The following is a 16,852-nucleotide window of genomic DNA, read 5'->3' on the forward strand; positions in this document are numbered from 1 at the left end:
TACGCCCCATATCTGATGATTTATGTCAATTCAGAAACCATTCTGAATAATGACCGTTTTTTCTCTCCTTATATGAGGAGAGTTATCCACATCATAGAAAAAAATCATTTAACAATTACCTACTCTTTATTATACATGAATTCTTTGAGAATAAGGTGTCAACTTTATTTATACAACATCAGTTGCCTGGCTGCCGGCAGATATTACATTGATTGATAAAATTAGACAGTATATGAACTAAAATGGAGAAATGAAATGGATCGTTAAAGTGGCGAAATAAGAGTATTCAGATTGACTGATCTATACCGGTATTACCCGGGCCAAGAAGATTCTGGTGATGGTCGGTACGAAGAAGGCTCTTTCTTATGCAGTGAGAAATGTGACAGTCAACAAGAGAAATAACCTTCTGAAGGAGCGACTGGCCGGTGTTATCATCGATCGCTTTGGACATGATGTCTGGTTGATCCCGCAGGGAGAGGATCACTTTAAAACCATAGTTCTGGTATCAGTAAGTCCGAAGTTCTTTGGTTGGGTAACTGGTATCGGATCCGGGATGAAGATTACTGGTCCGGATAATGTGAAGGCTGAATATAAGGCATATTTGCAGGATGTGCTTGAGAATTATTGATTGGTTATAGGTGAGATTATGGTTGAAGTATCAAAACGTGATTGGAAATTGTTCCGTGAGAAACTTCCTGGTTGGCAGGAAAGTTATATGGAACGTTTATGCAAGGAATATGTAGAGCTGCTGACCTGTGATAAGAAGGGTTCTGAACGATTCTGGGCACTGGAAGAACGTATCAAAAAAGATCGCAAAGCTCCTGGCGTTATTTTATCTGCCAGCAAATCCGATATGCTGATCGATCTCGTTCGGTTGGTTCAGGATGAGGTGATTGGTCTTGAGGATCTGTCTGATTTTAGTGAGGACGTGCAGGAGAGAGTGAAATTCATGGTGCAGCGCTGGTAATGTGAATGTGGTAAAATATGCATTTTCGGGTCTTCATATAACCTGGAAATGCATTTCTTCAATTACTAAAAGGTAAGGTTGACACGTTGAATGCTCGGTCGTATACTGATATCATAAGAAAAAGGTAGGCCATCTAAGATACATGAAGGAGGTCCTGATATATGGATGAGTTATATCAGCAGATTATTGATAGTTATAAAGAGACGGGTTCCGTAAAGAAGACAGCGGAGGAGCTTGGTACATATCCGATCAAAGTACGAAGAGTACTGATTACGGAGGGATTGTGGCACAGTAAAACCAGTGAACAGGTAGCAGATTTGCTTGCAAAGGGTAAAAGTGTAGCTGAGATAGCAGAGGAGCTTGTTATATCAGAGAAGAGTGTTCAGTCTTATATGCCTTATTCCCGTGGGCAGTATGGCGGGGAAGACAGAAGCAACGAAGCGATTCGAAGTGAGGAATATAGAGGACGGATGCAGCAGGCAGCAAAAAATCAGGTTACCAATACAGAAGCACGTTCAAAAAAGCAAGAGGATGATATTCAGGAGCAGCGGCGCCTTCTTGAAGAATTAAGAGCTGAAAAAGAGCGATTACTGAAAGAGAAAAAGGAATTCTGGGACATGATCGAAGCAGAGATGAAGCGGATCCCTATGGCGATGCAGCTTCATCTGGAACTGGATCTGAAATATATCGCAGATGAACATAAGGAAGTTCTTAGAAGATACGGAAGAATGAAGGATGGAATTACCAGAGACTTTATTGTTCCGGGTAATATGACACTGCATGGTCTTCATTATGCAATCATGAAAGCCTTTGGATGGCAAAACAGCCACCTTCATAGCTATGTTCCATATGAGGATGAATTCAAAAAAATGACAGATGGGGGATTGGTAAAAGAGTGGACCCGTCAGGTTGGTATGTATTTCCGTTTTCCAAGTGAAGATTATGAAGATATATATTGGGACGATGATTATGAGGAAGGTGAAAGTATTAAGACCTGGCTGAAATTCAAGTATTGTGGTCCATACTCCTACGAAGGCGTGGGAGAGCATTACATCCCGGCACAGATTGAAGTAGACCGCTTCCGAAAGAACTGGCCTGCGATTCAGAAGAAAACGACAGATCAGAGAACGTGGAATCTCTACATGGAAGGTCAGTGTGAGGAAATGCTGGAACGCCTGATGCTTTGGACTGTACTAAAAACACCGGCTGAACAGGGAGATTGGGATTCATGGAAACAGAAGAAAGAGGCCGCCCTGAAACAAGTTGAGAAAAAACGTAAGGGCATTATCAAAAAATACAGACAACTGACAGCCCGTATGGATCAGATCGTTGAAGAGGCAGAAACGCATTTTGACGAAGAAGGAAATCCGACGATCGACATGGTTCCATATTTCCGGGAGATAGAGGAACTGGACCGTGAATTGGAAATGCTGTGTATTGATTATAATCCTGAACCAATTCCGGCATTATCTGCATTGTGTTATCGATATGACTATGGCGATGGGTGGGAGATTAAAATCACCTGCACCAATGCCTGGTACGACAAAACAGTTTATGCCAGGGATGAAGAAGGCGATATGCTTCATGATAAAAATGGATTCGTTCCTGAGAAAGCTTTGTTTGTAGATGCCTTTGGTCAGCAAATAGACGGAGAGTTTCTGGACAAGTTGAGAGAGATTCAGCGTAAGGAAAAACCAATCTGCATTGCCTGGGATGGAATGAGCCTTGTGGATGATGTTGGTGGTGTTGGAGGTTTTTGCGAATTCCTTGAGACGATTAACGGTGATGATCCGGAAGAGAAGAAAAGCTATAAAACATGGGCAAGGAGTCTGGGATGGACCGGACGCATGCCAAAACCGGAAAACATGCTGTAGCTGTCGGGATGATTGCACATTGCTTTATGCTACTGAAATAACTTCGTACCAAGGAGGGACTGACACAGAATCAGCTGGCTTTGCTGGCGGAAACCAGTACGGACACGATTGGAAGAATAATTGTGAAAAGAGTGTGTGAATTATTGACTAGAGCCTCTCCTGATGGTATATTTAGATTACCCAACGGGTAATTTGAAAAGGAGGGCAAACGTGCAGCTACTATACAATAACAGCAAAGTTCAGAAACAATGTACCGATTTAAAAACTGCAAAAAAGTTGTTTGGCGGGAATGCTGCATTAGCAACCAGCTTATTTGCCCGAATAAATGCTATGCATCAGGCGAGTGTAATTAAGGATATAGTAATGATGCCGACGTTTCATTTTCATAAGTTGAGTGGCAATATGGATGGATTTTTTGCTATAGATGTAAAAACGAGAAGAGATCCATGGCGTATTATTATTCAGCCATTAGATGAGAATGAAGAACCTTATGATCCTTGTAATATTGATGAAATTGCTGGTGTGGTTAGAATTGTTGAAGTAAAGGAGGTAAGTAACCATTATGAGTAATTATATTGAATATAATGATAAGATTGCTTTTCATCCTGGATACTATATCAAAGAAATCATTGAAGAAAGTGGACTTTCTCAGAAAGATTTTGCAAAACGATTAGATACCACGCCAAAGAATTTAAGTATTCTGGTACGTGGGGAGCAAAGCTTATCAATCGATATAGCCATGAAATTATCTCGAATGTTAGGGACTAGTGTTGAATACTGGCTGAATCTTCAGAAGAGCTATGACGCTTTGATCGCTGAGTTTGAATCATCCAAGGAATTAGAACAGGAAAGAAGAATTTTCAAGTACTTTCAGTACACATATTTCAGAGAGAATTTTGGACTGCCTGATCTTCCGAGAAAAACAAATGAACAGATTAAGTGCCTACGTGAATTTTTAAATGTTGCATCATTATCTGTTTTCACAAAGCAAAATATGGCAGTTAGTTTCCGAAGTGCATCTGAGGATATGAAAGAGGCTAATATTGCCAGAGCAAATGCAATGGTTCAGATCGCAATTAATCAGGCACTGAAGATAGAAGCACCTAAGTTTGACAAAAAGAAGTTTGAAAAAGCTGTTGATTATGCATTGACATTAACAACACAGCATGGTGATTTTTATCCACTGATCAGGCAGGCTTTTGAAGATGCGGGAGTAATATTCGTAATACTTCCAAATCTTCCGGGTTCAGGAATAAATGGTGCAACCAAGAAGATTGGACAGAATGTAATGCTGATGGTGAATGACAGACGTTTCTATTCAGATACATTTTGGTTTACTCTGTTTCATGAGATTGGCCATATTATTAATGGTGATTATGGAATTACATTTGAAAATGAGCACGCTGGACAGGAGGATGCAGCAGATAAATATGCGGAAGACAAATTGATTCCTCCGGGAGAATATGAGGCTTTCGTTAAAATGAATGAGTTTAGCGAAAATGCTATCCGCAGATTTGCTGAAAGAATTGACAGAGATCCGGGTATTGTCCTTGGTCGCTTGCAAAATGATCAGATTGTTCCATTTACAAATGTTGCACTGTCAAAAGCATTAAAACACACATACAAAGTAATAACATCATAAAGAGGTATATAACGTGAGGTCGTCTACCGTTATCCACGATAGATGGCCTTATTTTTTTATCCATTTGGGGAGAAAGTGCGGATTCGCATTCTACGATTGCCATTTTATCCTGAGATGTGAATAAGACAGGTTAATTCTTTAATATTTATATTTTTTAGAATGTGATAGTCTGGTATTATAATATTTATAAAGAACCTATTATGATGAAGTGAAGAAAGTGGTGAGGTTATGAAACTGTTATTCAAACAGAGATTGTTTTCCTGGTTTGACAGCTATGATATTTATGATGAGTCTGGTAATACCGTTTATGTGGTAAAAGGTCAGTTGTCCTGGGGGCACAAGCTTGTAATCTATGATGCTTATGGAAATGAAGTGGGAATGGTTGTTCAGCAGGTGCTTACTTTCCTTCCAAAGTTCGAGATTTATAAAAACGGCAGTTATATCGGATGCTTAAGCAAAGAATTTTCGTTCCTGACACCGCATTATAATATCGATTACAACGGATGGCATATTGATGGAACGATCATGGAATGGGAATATAGTATTCTTGATCGAAGCAGCAATCAGATTGCAAGTATCAGTAAAGAGTTGTTTCATATGACGGATACTTACGTTATTGATATAAGGAATCCGGAAAATGCATTGGATGCGTTAATGTTTGTGTTGGCAATCGATGCAGAAAAATGTTCTAGAAATTAGAAGGTATTTCATCTTTCTATGGATCGTTAAGGTGGTGAAGTAAGATGACGCAGATTGATATGAAAAAGTTGGAAGTTGCCATGAAATATATTGAACGTATCGCTGATGGCAAGAATCCTGTGAATAACAAACCTGTGGAAGAGGATTCCGTATTAAACAATCCGAATGTGATTCGGTGTATGTATTTTGTAAAAGAGGTTCTTACTGCAGTTAAGGAAAATGATGGTATGGTTGGCGGACGGGCATCTAAACCATCAAAGTCCCCATTTCCGTTTGAATGCCTTTCTGAGTTTGAATATGTAGATGATACTTCGATTGCCTATTTTATGAACAGGCTGAAAGGATTGGCGCTTGATCCGAATGTGCGGGGAATCGGTACAAAACCAGTAACAGACTGGCTGAAACGGAAAGGATATTTAATCGATGTTCAGGACAAGTATACAGGAAAGCTCCATCCAGAAGCAACGGAGTTGGGAATAGACTTTGGGCTTTACATGCAGGAACGAATATCGACAAATGGACAATCATATCAAATTGTTATGTATTCTCAGAAAGCGCAGGAATTCATCGCGGCGCATTTGGAACAGATTGTGAATAACAGTATATAACATATGTATATACTATTATTAGTTGATTTTTTTCGGCTAAAATATATTTGATTTACAGATTAGCCGAAAACAACTTGATTCCGGCTGTGATTTCGGCTATTATATAATTAAACTACAAATCAGCCGAGGAGGTGTTTTCGTGAATTATATTGCAAGAAATTTGGAGAAGGTCGTCCTGCAAGTTTCCGATGAGTATCCGGTTGTTTTAGTTACTGGGCCCAGGCAGGTCGGCAAAACCACAATGCTTCAAAAGTTGATGGAGGGGACGGGACGAAAATATGTTTCTCTTGATGATTTGAACGAGAGAAATATAGCAAAAACGGATCCTGAGCTTTTTCTGCAGCTGCATAAACCACCAGTGCTGATCGACGAAGTTCAGTATGCTCCTGAGCTGTTCACTTATATTAAGATTCATGTGGATAAAACACACAATCCCGGCGATTTCTGGCTTACCGGGTCGCAGGTTTTTAAGCTTATGCGCGGTGTACAGGAGTCTCTTGCAGGCCGCGTTGCTGTGCTTTCATTGACCTCCTTATCCCAGGCAGAGATGTGCGGAGGACAGATGGAACCATTCCTTGTTGATCTGAAAGCTTTATCTGAAAGAAGTGAGCAAAGAATACCTGCTGATGCAGAAAGTATTTTTGAGAGAATCTTCAAAGGCTCCATGCCTGCGCTTATCAGTGGTCAGAATAGCAACAGTCAGATTTTTTACAGCAGCTATCTATCCACCTATATCGAAAGAGATATCAGAGAATTATCCGACTCAATAGATTCGCTGAAGTTCTTGAAGTTTATTACTGCGGTGGCAGCCAGAAGCGGACAGATGCTGAATATGGCCGACATCGCCAGAGATGCGGATATCAACCAGAAACAGGTTAAAGATTGGCTGGGAATCCTGGAAACATTGGGTATCATTTTCTACCTCCATCCATACTCCAACAATATGCTGAAAAGACTGGTGAAGACACCGAAGCTGTATTTCTATGATACTGGTCTGGTCTGCTATTTGACGAAATGGAGCAGTCCGGAAACGTTGGAAAGCGGTGCAATGAACGGGGCAATTCTTGAGAACTATGTCGTTGCCGAAATCAGAAAAACCTATCTGAACTGCGGAAAAGAGCCTTTCATGTATTATTATCGGGATAAGGATGCCAAGGAAATCGATATCGTCTTAGAGCATGATGGTGTACTTAATCCGATTGAAATTAAAAAGTCATCAAATCCCGGATCAGAGCTTACCGGTGTATTTCATCTTCTGGATAACGCCTCAATTCCAAGGTCAAAGGGTGCAATCCTGTGCATGAAGCCGGAGTTGTCTGCCATCGACCGGGAAAACTATATTGTACCAATTTGGATGATATAAAAGATACATACCGACATTCACTTCCATTCGAGAAATGAGTGCCGGTATGTTTTTCGTTTATAAGTGGCAACAGAATGAGAGTAAAATATTTAACAGTTACCCATTTAATCCTGTTATTATCGAATCAATTCCTTCGGAATCTGGTCATAATCAAACATGACCTCAGAATGATTGTCACGAATCAGCTGCTTATCGGTCACCTTTCCGGTTGCCCTGTCAATGACATTTCTATAGATTTTGGATATCCTGTAATACTTATCTCCTTCTTTATGGAAATGATGATCTTCTTCAAAAATCTCATAATACTGCGGGAATTGTCTTTCGCTTCTTAATTCTGCCCAAAGCTTGCCGTCGCTGCACCAGACAAGCAGCTGAACATCCTGATCCGTATTGTTTTTAAACCGGTAATCTATGTAATTATAGCTGACGGAGGTTCCTGAGCTAAACGGCACTCTTTTACCATGATCGGGCGCCAGGCGTCAGAATGGCTGTGAAACTCAACAACCTCGAGAGGACTGTGCAGAATAAGCAGATGGATGATCATTCCATTGATTTTTGACGATGCCAGCTTGATATTAATTGCTTTATTGAACTGAAGCGTCGGATCGATGCCTTTCCCTTTTTTATAAGTACTGAATCATAACTTGAAACAACATTGGGAAGTCTTTTTTTGGTTATTGTTTTTGCAAACTTTTCTTTACTGAGAAAATCCTGTATGTGGCGTTTACACGTTTCCTTCGCCTGGGAAATGGCATATGTCGCAGGACATAGTTCGCAAAAAAGGTTGACCAGAGGCTGTTGAAAACTCCGGTTATTCGTATATAATGTATTTAGTTAAGATTTGGTTTTCACGGAGGTGAACGTTATGCCAAAACCGAAATCGAACCTGAATACCATATATATATCAGAACGGCTGCAGGAGAGTTTGCGGCCTGTCTCCCACAGCACCATGACTGCCATTGTTGCACCCATGGGGTATGGAAAAACAACGGCGGTGAACTGGTATCTGGCCGAGCGTGCCAAAGCAGAAGCGTTACATATCATCCGCATCAGCGTATATTCCGATAACCTTGCAATCTTCTGGAAAAGTACACAGGATGCCTTTGTGCGCACCGGTTATGATTTTCTGCGGGACTATATCTGCCCCACAGACGCATCCGGCGGCGGACTGCTGGTGGATGATCTCTGCCATGAACTGGCGGGAGAAACTCCCTGCTATATCTTCGTGGACGATTTTCATCTCCTGACGGATCAGCGCGTCTCCACGTTCCTTTGTATGCTGGCAAACCGGCTGCCTGCGAATGTGCATCTGATTGTCGCCAGCCGGGATCGTTTTCTGCCGGCCGCGGAGGCGGTACGTCTGGGGAACAGGGTATATCAGATCGGCACGGATCAGCTCCGCCTCAACCACACGGAGCTTAATATTTACGCCCATCGCTGCGGAGCCGACCTTTCCGACGCGCAGGTTGAAGCCCTGCTCTATTCCAGTGAGGGCTGGTTTTCTGCTGTCTATCTGAATCTGCGGACGCTCTCCGAGCGTGGTGCGCTGCCCGACCGCAACTCCGACATCTATTCCACGTTCACTGCTGCCATGATCGATCCACTGTCGGAAAAGCAACAGGAGTTTCTGGCGGTCATGGGGCTTGCCGATGAGTTTACCGTGGAAATGGCGCGCTTTGTCACAGAGGACGCAGATGCAGAAAAGCTGCTTGCCGTATTGACTGAGCAAAATGCATTTGTCAAATGCCTGCCGGACGGTGTGACTTTCCGCTTCCACCACATGATGAAGGAATGCGCCGAGCGCAGATTCCGGATGATGGAAAAGGAAAAACAGTTGTTCTATCTGGAACGCTTCGGATTGTGGTATGAAAACCACAGCCAGTATCTGCACGCCATAGCATCTTACCGGCGGAGCGGAAATTACGATGCCCTGCTGCGCGTCATACAAAAAGACGCGAGTATTCTGCTCTCCTCGCTTGATCCACAGGTTGTACTCTCCGATATGGAAGCGTGCCCTGCTGCCGTGCTGAAAGAGCATCCTCTGTCGATTCTGGTACTGATGCGCAGTATGTTCAACTGGCGAAATATCCCCAAAATGCTGGAATTGAAGGAACTCCTGCTGACCGCCATCCGGGAGAATCCGAATCTGTCCCAGCAGGAGCGGGGTAACCTGCTGGGCGAGTGCGACCTTATCATGAGCTTCCTCTGCTACAACGACATCAGCGCCATGAGCCGTCTGCATCGCAGTGCCAGCAGCCAGATGTCCCGCCTTGCCATCAGCATCCAGAAAAGCGGCGGCTGGACCTTCGGCTCGCCGTCCGTCCTGATGATGTTCTATCGTGCACCCGGCGAGCTGCAAAGCGAGCTTCATGAGATGAACGAATGTATGCCTCATTACTATAAAATCACGGATGGTCACGGACAGGGTGCGGAAACCATCATGCGGGCGGAGGCTGCGTTCATGCAGGGATGTTTCACGGACGCGCATATTGAGCTGGAAAGCGCCTATGCCCAGATCGAGGGGAACGGTCAGATTAACATGGCGCTTTGCTGTGACTTCCTCGCATGGAGGCTTTCCCTGTGTATGGATATAGAGCAACGATATTCTTTTGAGGAGCGCCGTGTGGAGTTGCTGCGTCATCACAATGCCACGTGGATCAATATATGGACCGCCACCAGCGCCTACTACCACGCCCTGCTTGGCGAGACAGAACGAATTCCTGCCGTTTTTGCCGAGCATCAGCTTTCCTCGATCAATTTCCTTGCACCAGGAAAGCCAATGATGGAGATGATTGAAAATCAGGTGTATCTTGCTCAGGGCGCTTATGCCAAAGTAATCGGGCGAAGCACGGGGCAACTGGCCGTGTGCGAGGCAATGCATTATGCGCTGGTCGCGCTGCATATCCGCATTCAGACCGCGGTGTCCTATGAGATGCTTGGGAAATTCGAGGAAGCGCACGCATGGATCTCAAGGGCGCTTTCCGATGCTGCGCCAGACGGCTTCGTCATGCCCTTCGTGGAAAACTATGACCGCTTGCAGCCGATTCTGGAACGGGAAAAAAAGAGTGACCTGATCGTGAAGATTATCGAGCTGGGCGAAGCGGCAAAAGCGCGAAAAGCGGCAAACACCCGCCCGGGCGCGTTCGACGCGCTGACACAGCGGGAATATGAGATCGTGCTTCTGATGGCGGAGCGCCTGACGAACCGCGAGATTGCAGAAAGGCTGTTCCTCTCCGAGGGCAGCGTCAAGCAGTATGTGAGTCAGATCTATTCCAAACTTCATATTGAAGGAGACACCCGAACCAAGAGAAAGCGGCTTGCCGAGCTGTTCACGCAAAAGACCTAACCTTTGGTTAATGTTTATTTTTTAAAATCCACCGTACAATGATTGTACGGTGGATTTGTTGTTTCGAAAGGAGGATTTATGTGAAACGAAGATATATTTCAGCGGTCAAACCGATGGACGGGTTTATCCTGCAAGTTGATTTTGTGTCCGGCAGCCGTTTGTTGCTGGACATGAAGCCGTATCTTGACAAAATGCGTTTCCGGCCGCTTACTGACCCACAGGTGTGGAACAGTGCTGTGACCAACGGTATTTTTGTCCGCTTCGGCAATGTGGAACTGAGCCACGATGAAATATTGTCCATGGCGGAGCAGGAGCAGTGAGTTACAACGTATGAAGAAGGGGGATAACAAATATGAAAAAACGAAGTATTTTTTTAACATTGGCTATACTCATTTGCCTGCTTTCAGCCTGTGGGAGAGCATCTTCTTCCGGAGATTCCGCTTCATCGAAGCAGGCGAAACCGTTGCAGAGCGAAGAAGAGAGTACACAGACGGATATCCTCTATGCCGTTTTCAGTGCGGAAGATGTCAAAGAATACCCCATTGAATACACCGGCAATAAGAAAACCGCTGAGGAGCTGGCTGGGGAGCTGACCGGTCTGACCGGACTGGACTTTTTCATCACCGCCAGCAAGACCGATGACGGCTGGATCGTTGACTGGGCTGCAGATTCTACGCTGATTGCGGGACTTGATGATCGTGAGCAAAAAGAGGAGTTCCATTTCTTCGACCATGATTCGCTGTGCTGGTTCATGATGGACAGCCTTTGGCGCACCCTGACCGAGAATCTGAACGCCGAGAATATCTATTATACCATGGATGGCGGCAGGGAATTGTTCTTTGAGGAACTGTATTCTGTCAACGTGTTCCCCTCTGATATTCCCTATATGGGATCGGAATTCTACTTCGCCCATGCCGATGTGCGGGGTGATGATGAACAGGATGAACAGGTCTGCCAGCCGGACGCTCAGTCGGCATATCAGGGGTTCTGGGAGTACCCAGATGGAACCATTCTTGAGATCAGTAACGCAGGATGGTGGAATACCTATATGGCGGATGAATTTACCCCGTTTGCAGGGGGACCGGTGGAATATGATGAGGAAGCTGTCTATTTGATGAACGACGACGGATCTTCCGGCGGTGGCAGGGCTTATTTTGATGAGAACGGCAACCTGATTGAATCCGGCTATGTCCTGACCTACCTCGGGCTGTATCGGTGATGTTCCGAAGGGCTGATCGACATTCTGCAAAAAAATGGATATTCAAAGGATAAGTGAGGGTATAGTGAAATATGTGTGGTATATGTGGTTTTATTGGAAAAAAAGAGAATAGAGCAGCTGTTTTGGCGGATATGATGGATGCAATTCGACATAGGGGACCGGATTCTGACGGGATTTATCAGAAAGATAATGTTTCTCTGGGATTCTGCAGACTTTCTATTATCGATTTAGAAGGCGGAAATCAGCCGATCTTTAATGAAGATGGTACTATTTGTCTGGTCTTTAACGGTGAGATATATAACTATCGTGAATTAAGAGAGGAACTGAAACAGAAGGGGCATGTTTTTTCGACAGTATCTGATTCGGAAACATTGATACATGGATATGAAGAGTATGGTGAAGGAATACTTCAGAGACTACGGGGAATGTTTGCGTTTTCAATATGGGATTCCAAAAAGAAAAGGTTATTTGCAGCCAGAGATTTTTTTGGCATAAAACCATTTTATTATGCAGAGATTGAAGGATGTTTTGTATTTGCATCTGAGATTAAAAGTATTCTTCGCTTTCCGGGATATCAAAAAAAAGTAAATGAAAAGGCATTGGAACAATATCTGGCTTTTCAATATTCCGCATTGAATGAATCATTCTTTGAAGGAATTTACAGACTCGATCCCGGACATTTTCTTGTCTACGAAAATGCGAATCTGAAGATTCAAAGATATTTCACACCGGATCTGGCACCACAGGATGTGGATATGGATGAGAATGAGATGGTGGAAGAATTGGAGAATGTTCTGGAGCATTCTTTGAAGCGGCATATGATCAGTGATGTGGAAGTCGGGACGTTTCTTTCCGGTGGTATTGACTCAAATTATCTGGCAGCCGGACTGGGAAAGGTAAAGTCATTTACAGTAGGATTTGGAGGGGAAGATAATCGATACAGTGAAATCAAATACGCCGGAGAGCTTAAAGAAATATATCCTTTGGAAAGTTATTCTAAAATAATTACAAAGGAGGAATTCTGGACGGCACTTCCGAAAGTCATGTATCATATGGATGAGCCAAGTGGAGATGCTTCTGCAGTTGCATTGTATTTTGTGGCGAAAGAGGCAGCAAAACAAGTTAAGGTAGTTTTATCAGGTGAGGGCTCAGATGAATTTTTTGGTGGTTATAATATCTATCTTGAGCCGAAGGCTTTAAAGTGGATGAACTGGATTCCGAAAAAGATCAGGCGCAAAGTTGCCCGTGCAGCAGAAAAATTGCCGGATATGAAAGGACGGAATTATTTAATCCGTGCAGGGATACCGATTGAGGAACGTTACATAGGAAATGCACATATTTTCAGTACTCATGAGATACAACAACTTCTGAAACAGGATACAGACGTGACGTCAAGCGAACAGTTTTTAAAAAATCAATATGAAGACACCCTGGAACTGGACACGATGAGCAGGATGCAGCAGATTGATATTAATAACTGGTTACCGGGAGATATCCTGCAAAAAGCTGACAGGATGAGTATGGCTAATTCATTGGAAGTCAGGGTTCCGTACCTGGATTACGATGTTTTTGAACTGGCAAGAAAGTTACCGGAAAATGCAAAAACAAGAAAACATCAGACGAAATATCTGTTCAGACAAGTAGCTGCAAAAAAATTACCTTCCCAGATTGTGAATCGGAAAAAGTTGGGCTTTCCGGTTCCTATCCGGGTGTGGATCAAGGAAGAACCATGGAGAAGTGAGATTGAAAAAGCATTTACCAGTGAGACATCCCGCTATTTCTTCCATGTAAAGAACTTACTTGAGTTACTGGAGAAACATGTAAAGGGGGAACAGGATAATAGCAGAAAAATATGGACCGTGTATATGTTTCTTGTATGGCATCAGGTATATTTTTCTTAAACTGTGCAGTGCAGTATGAATCAGGTCTGATTTGTTTTGGAAGAATGGAAAATATGTAGAAAGGAAGAACGTGTTATGAATCCGAGAATTGTTATTCTGATTGTAGTTTTGGCCATCGTTTATTGGTGTATCAAAACGGTCAATGACATCAAGAAAAAAGAAATTCGTGTGCAGGAGGGACTTTCCGGTGTAGAGGTAGCGTTAACCAAGCGCTACAATGTGCTTACCAAAATGTTGGATACCGCCAGGGGCTATATGACGCATGAAAGCGAGCTGTTCACAAAGGTCATCGAGCTTCGTCGCGGTATGACCATTGCGGAGATGAACGACGCCCAACAGCAGATGGATACCCTGAGCGGAAAGATTTTTGCCGTGGCAGAGAACTATCCGGAGCTTCGCTCCAGCGATGTTTTTGTAGAGCTTCAGCGGGGAATCCGCGACGCGGAAGAGCATTTACAGGCTGCTCGTCGATTGTATAACAGCAACGTTACTGCCTACAATACGGCGATTGCTATGTTCCCGGCTAAGCTTTTAGCAGGCGGACGTCAGCCTGCGGAATTCTTTGTTGCAGATGCAGGCAAGCGCGAAGATGTAAAAATCTCGTTTTAAGAAAGGAATTGATAATTATGGAAGAAAAGCAAATAATGACAAATAAAGAGCTGGAATCCCAGATTCAATCATTACGCAGCAAGGAATTGATTTTCAAGATTCTGACTTACGCTTGTGGCGCGGGGATGATTTTAATGTTCATAACCGGAATGATCCCAATTGCGATTATTATGCTTGTGGCTTCGCTGGCGTGCGGGTATCAGTTATCCTCTGCCACCAGCACGCTTAAAAAGACGCTTAGCGATAATATCATCGGCAGTGTGATTAAAGAGGCGCTGGGTGATGATGTGGAATATAATCCCTGGGGCAAAATAAACCCTGGCAGCATGGTATTTCCGTTCTCTTATAACACCGCGGATGGCAGCGACCACATCAAGGCAGTCTACAATGGGCTGAACATTGAACTTGGTGATATCGAGCTGATCGATGAGCAAGAGTACACCGACGAAGATGGACATACAGAAACGAGTCGTATTTCACAATTTAAGGGGCAGTGGCTTACCTGCGACTTTGGTAAGGAACTTGCCGGCGAAGTATATATCTCAGAGTGGGGTAAAAAAGATCGTAAACGTATGAAAAGCAATGTCACGATGGATAACGAACAATTTAGTAATCGCTTCTGTGTAAGAGCGAATAATCCGCAGGAAGCGTACTACATCCTTACACCAAACATGATGGAATATATTATCAATATGGCCAATAAAAGTGGAGGCACTGTCTATCTGTCATTTTTACGAGACGGAAAGATGCACGTTGCGGTAAAGAGCGGGCGCGACTTCTTTGAACTTGGAAAAAGTAATGCTAATGTGGAAGAACTGCGCCAGAAATTCCTGAATGAGCTGCGTTGGTTTACCGATATTGTCGACACACTGCGTGTGGAAGATACTCTCTATAAAAAGGTGACAAACGAATGACGCTGGGAATGGCTATCTTGTTATTGGCAGTGGCAGTGACAGGCATTGTGCTGATCTTTCGGGATATGCGAGAAAAGCCGCAACTACGCATCATCTGTCTTGTACTGTTGTCTTTGATCACATTGGCTCTTGTCGGATATATCGCTCTGACTTTGATTTTCTTGAATGCGGCCAGACTTGCGTGACAAGACGGATCCAGACGGTTCCAGACAGATGCAAAATCAATACAAATGAATTGAAATAGCAATGATTCCGTATTATAATAATAAAAAAGAGATGGAGGAATAAAGGATGGCTAGTACAATTCAAGTACGTGTTGATGATGAGTTAAAAAGCAAGTCAGATCAGTTGTTTAAAGATCTTGGAACAGATACCACTTCTGCAATCCGGATGTTTTTGACACAGGCTGTTGCAAATAACGGTTTTCCATTTGAAATAAAACGGGTGGAGCATAATCCATATGCTGCTATGTCTGAAGAAATGATGTTGGAGAAACTGGAGAAATCAAGAATATCTGCATCAAAGGGGAATTATAGATCTGCGGATTCGGTTATTGCTGAGATGAGGGAGAAGTATGGAATATAAAGTAGTCGTAACAGCAGATGCCGAAGAAGATCTAAATCAATACATCAGATATTTGCTTATGGATAAAAAAAGTGATCAGGCGGCGAAAAATATTCTTGATGATTTTGAGGCTACCATTCGGAGCCTCAAAATTGTCGCAGGAAGTTTGAAACCGTGTGATAATCCTCGATTAAAAGAACAAGGATATCGAAGGATAAATTTTCTCTCACACCGGTATTTTTTGCTGTATCGAATTGTTGAGAATATTGTATTTGTAGATAATATTTTTCATGAATTACAGGATTATGAGAACAAAATGATTTAATTGAAAAAGGGATTCTTAGGGATGGTCATTTACCGTGAAGACGATAGATGGCCTTTTTCTCTTTATAAGAAATGTTGCGGTGCGGATGGTATAATGAATCAGGAAATATCGTATGATGAAGCTGAGCCGATGCTCTTTGTAACCGAAATAGAGGATTCGGCTATGTATGAAGATCTTTCAGAGAAAAAGTAAGAAGAAGGGGAAAATTATGGCAGAGGACATATTATCATTTCAGAAATGATAATGTGCCTGAACAGTGAAAACTGGTTAAAATGTTCCGTAGAATATGAAAACGAAGAGTATCAGCATCTGGGAAGTGTTGTGACAAACAGAGGATATTCTGACTGGGCAACGACAGAAATCAGCGCAGATATTAAATCCATGTGGTATCGCTTCAGCAGACGTGAGGATGACTATTGCATTGAATGTTCTGAAGATGGAATTCGTTTTAAACAGATGAGAGTCTGCCATATGTGGGAGGGGGCAGATAGAATCAGATTTGGCATGTATGCATGTAGCCCGGAAAATTCATCGTTCAAAGCGATATTTACTGATATAAAATTGATGGAATGTCAAATGTAAAATGATTTGTTGGAATTGATCAGTTGGGATTTGAAAGGACGCGTATATGGCAAACATTATAACAGGTTGTAGAATACTATGTAGCATATTTTTATTATTTGTTCCGGTCCTTTCTCCCATATTTTATTTTTTGTATTTAGTGGCTGGATTTACGGATATGATTGATGGCACTATTGCTATATTGGCCGCCCTACAGGAGGGATATTTGATAAGAAGAGAAAATCATAAGTTAAAAAGTT

Annotated in this window: 18 protein-coding genes and 1 pseudogene; 18 read left to right on the plus strand and 1 reads right to left on the minus strand. The window is 43.0% G+C overall.

The annotated features are described in order from the left end of the window. The first annotated feature begins 337 nt into the window (after positions 1-337). The 8 genes from ABE547_RS11955 to ABE547_RS11990 all read left to right on the plus strand — a co-directional run bounded on the left by ABE547_RS11955 (position 338) and on the right by ABE547_RS11990 (position 7,153). Positions 338-628 carry a hypothetical protein gene (locus tag ABE547_RS11955; protein ID WP_347379004.1) on the plus strand — a complete coding sequence of 97 codons (291 nt, stop codon included), beginning with the start codon at positions 338-340 and terminating at the stop codon, positions 626-628. An 87-nt stretch (positions 629-715) separates the two neighbouring features. Next, positions 716-967 carry a hypothetical protein gene (locus ABE547_RS11960; RefSeq protein ID WP_347379005.1) on the plus strand — a complete coding sequence of 84 codons (252 nt, stop codon included), beginning with the start codon at positions 716-718 and terminating at the stop codon, positions 965-967. A gap of 161 nt (positions 968-1,128) precedes the next feature. Next, positions 1,129-2,841 carry a LuxR C-terminal-related transcriptional regulator gene (locus ABE547_RS11965; RefSeq protein WP_347379006.1) on the plus strand — a complete coding sequence of 571 codons (1,713 nt, stop codon included), beginning with the start codon at positions 1,129-1,131 and terminating at the stop codon, positions 2,839-2,841. Between the two features lie 210 nt (positions 2,842-3,051). Then, the gene (locus ABE547_RS11970; protein ID WP_347379007.1) at positions 3,052-3,411 is read left to right on the plus strand and encodes a type II toxin-antitoxin system RelE/ParE family toxin; all 360 of its coding nucleotides are present in this window, start codon (positions 3,052-3,054) and stop codon (positions 3,409-3,411) included. Beyond that, a complete protein-coding gene (locus ABE547_RS11975; RefSeq protein WP_347379008.1) occupies positions 3,404-4,483 on the plus strand; it encodes a HigA family addiction module antitoxin in 1,080 nt (359 codons plus the stop codon). Before ABE547_RS11970 ends, ABE547_RS11975 begins: the two co-directional genes overlap by 8 nt. Before the next feature lie 228 nt (positions 4,484-4,711). Beyond that, positions 4,712-5,182 carry an LURP-one-related family protein gene (locus ABE547_RS11980; RefSeq protein WP_347379009.1) on the plus strand — a complete coding sequence of 157 codons (471 nt, stop codon included), beginning with the start codon at positions 4,712-4,714 and terminating at the stop codon, positions 5,180-5,182. A 44-nt stretch (positions 5,183-5,226) separates the two neighbouring features. Then, positions 5,227-5,790 carry a hypothetical protein gene (locus ABE547_RS11985; RefSeq protein WP_347379010.1) on the plus strand — a complete coding sequence of 188 codons (564 nt, stop codon included), beginning with the start codon at positions 5,227-5,229 and terminating at the stop codon, positions 5,788-5,790. Positions 5,791-5,929: 139 nt separating this feature from the next. Beyond that, complete coding sequence (locus ABE547_RS11990) at positions 5,930-7,153, plus strand: ATP-binding protein (RefSeq protein ID WP_347379011.1); 1,224 nt, start codon at positions 5,930-5,932, stop codon at positions 7,151-7,153. Positions 7,154-7,269: 116 nt separating this feature from the next. On the opposite strand, the gene ABE547_RS11995 is transcribed toward ABE547_RS11990, so the two are convergent. Next, positions 7,270-7,605, minus strand: coding sequence for a hypothetical protein (locus ABE547_RS11995; RefSeq protein ID WP_347379012.1), 336 nt, complete (start codon positions 7,603-7,605; stop codon positions 7,270-7,272). A 413-nt stretch (positions 7,606-8,018) separates the two neighbouring features. Here ABE547_RS11995 and ABE547_RS12000 point away from each other — a divergent pair, with 413 nt between their 5' ends. From ABE547_RS12000 to ABE547_RS12045, 10 genes and pseudogenes are all read left to right on the plus strand, one after another. Further along, positions 8,019-10,499 (plus strand): LuxR C-terminal-related transcriptional regulator, encoded by a 2,481-nt coding sequence (locus tag ABE547_RS12000; RefSeq protein ID WP_347379013.1) that lies wholly within the window; start codon positions 8,019-8,021, stop codon positions 10,497-10,499. Positions 10,500-10,579: 80 nt separating this feature from the next. Then, complete coding sequence (locus ABE547_RS12005) at positions 10,580-10,819, plus strand: hypothetical protein (RefSeq protein ID WP_347379014.1); 240 nt, start codon at positions 10,580-10,582, stop codon at positions 10,817-10,819. 32 nt (positions 10,820-10,851) lie between these two features. Next, positions 10,852-11,718 carry a hypothetical protein gene (locus tag ABE547_RS12010; RefSeq protein WP_347379015.1) on the plus strand — a complete coding sequence of 289 codons (867 nt, stop codon included), beginning with the start codon at positions 10,852-10,854 and terminating at the stop codon, positions 11,716-11,718. A 71-nt stretch (positions 11,719-11,789) separates the two neighbouring features. Further along, positions 11,790-13,619: an asparagine synthase (glutamine-hydrolyzing) gene (gene asnB, locus ABE547_RS12015; protein WP_347379016.1), complete on the plus strand. Its 1,830-nt coding sequence runs from the start codon at positions 11,790-11,792 to the stop codon at positions 13,617-13,619. Between the two features lie 75 nt (positions 13,620-13,694). Then, the gene (locus ABE547_RS12020) at positions 13,695-14,228 is read left to right on the plus strand and encodes a LemA family protein (protein WP_347379017.1); all 534 of its coding nucleotides are present in this window, start codon (positions 13,695-13,697) and stop codon (positions 14,226-14,228) included. Positions 14,229-14,245: 17 nt separating this feature from the next. Then, entirely contained in the window at positions 14,246-15,142 is an 897-nt protein-coding gene (locus tag ABE547_RS12025; protein WP_347379018.1) for a DUF3137 domain-containing protein, read from the plus strand. Next, entirely contained in the window at positions 15,139-15,327 is a 189-nt protein-coding gene (locus ABE547_RS12030; protein WP_347379019.1) for a hypothetical protein, read from the plus strand. Before ABE547_RS12025 ends, ABE547_RS12030 begins: the two co-directional genes overlap by 4 nt. A gap of 106 nt (positions 15,328-15,433) precedes the next feature. Continuing rightward, positions 15,434-15,727 carry a type II toxin-antitoxin system RelB/DinJ family antitoxin gene (locus ABE547_RS12035; protein WP_347379020.1) on the plus strand — a complete coding sequence of 98 codons (294 nt, stop codon included), beginning with the start codon at positions 15,434-15,436 and terminating at the stop codon, positions 15,725-15,727. Next, on the plus strand, positions 15,717-16,031 hold the full coding sequence (locus tag ABE547_RS12040; protein WP_347379021.1) for a type II toxin-antitoxin system RelE/ParE family toxin: 315 nt from the start codon (positions 15,717-15,719) through the stop codon (positions 16,029-16,031). Before ABE547_RS12035 ends, ABE547_RS12040 begins: the two co-directional genes overlap by 11 nt. A gap of 206 nt (positions 16,032-16,237) precedes the next feature. After that, positions 16,238-16,613 (plus strand): annotated as a pseudogene (locus tag ABE547_RS12045) (DUF1349 domain-containing protein); the annotation flags it as partial. Between the last annotated feature and the right edge of the window lie 239 nt (positions 16,614-16,852).

The sequence above is a fragment of the Dorea sp. YH-dor226 genome (assembly GCF_039832105.1).
Taxonomy (GTDB): Bacteria; Bacillota; Clostridia; order Lachnospirales; family Lachnospiraceae; genus Dorea_A.

What these genes read in the sequence shown, in the direction of transcription:
- ABE547_RS11955 (WP_347379004.1), top strand. Translation starts at nt 338, where the DNA reads ATGGTCGGTACGAAGAAGGCTCTTTCTTATGCAGTGAGAAATGTGACA.
- ABE547_RS11960 (WP_347379005.1), top strand. Translation starts at nt 716, where the DNA reads ATGGAACGTTTATGCAAGGAATATGTAGAGCTGCTGACCTGTGATAAG.
- ABE547_RS11965 (WP_347379006.1), top strand. Translation starts at nt 1,129, where the DNA reads ATGGATGAGTTATATCAGCAGATTATTGATAGTTATAAAGAGACGGGT.
- ABE547_RS11975 (WP_347379008.1), top strand. Translation starts at nt 3,404, where the DNA reads ATGAGTAATTATATTGAATATAATGATAAGATTGCTTTTCATCCTGGA.
- ABE547_RS11980 (WP_347379009.1), top strand. Translation starts at nt 4,712, where the DNA reads ATGAAACTGTTATTCAAACAGAGATTGTTTTCCTGGTTTGACAGCTAT.
- ABE547_RS11985 (WP_347379010.1), top strand. Translation starts at nt 5,227, where the DNA reads ATGACGCAGATTGATATGAAAAAGTTGGAAGTTGCCATGAAATATATT.
- ABE547_RS12000 (WP_347379013.1), top strand. Translation starts at nt 8,019, where the DNA reads ATGCCAAAACCGAAATCGAACCTGAATACCATATATATATCAGAACGG.
- ABE547_RS12010 (WP_347379015.1), top strand. Translation starts at nt 10,852, where the DNA reads ATGAAAAAACGAAGTATTTTTTTAACATTGGCTATACTCATTTGCCTG.
- asnB (WP_347379016.1), top strand. Translation starts at nt 11,790, where the DNA reads ATGTGTGGTATATGTGGTTTTATTGGAAAAAAAGAGAATAGAGCAGCT.
- ABE547_RS12020 (WP_347379017.1), top strand. Translation starts at nt 13,695, where the DNA reads ATGAATCCGAGAATTGTTATTCTGATTGTAGTTTTGGCCATCGTTTAT.
- ABE547_RS12025 (WP_347379018.1), top strand. Translation starts at nt 14,246, where the DNA reads ATGGAAGAAAAGCAAATAATGACAAATAAAGAGCTGGAATCCCAGATT.
- ABE547_RS12030 (WP_347379019.1), top strand. Translation starts at nt 15,139, where the DNA reads ATGACGCTGGGAATGGCTATCTTGTTATTGGCAGTGGCAGTGACAGGC.
- ABE547_RS12035 (WP_347379020.1), top strand. Translation starts at nt 15,434, where the DNA reads ATGGCTAGTACAATTCAAGTACGTGTTGATGATGAGTTAAAAAGCAAG.
- ABE547_RS12040 (WP_347379021.1), top strand. Translation starts at nt 15,717, where the DNA reads ATGGAATATAAAGTAGTCGTAACAGCAGATGCCGAAGAAGATCTAAAT.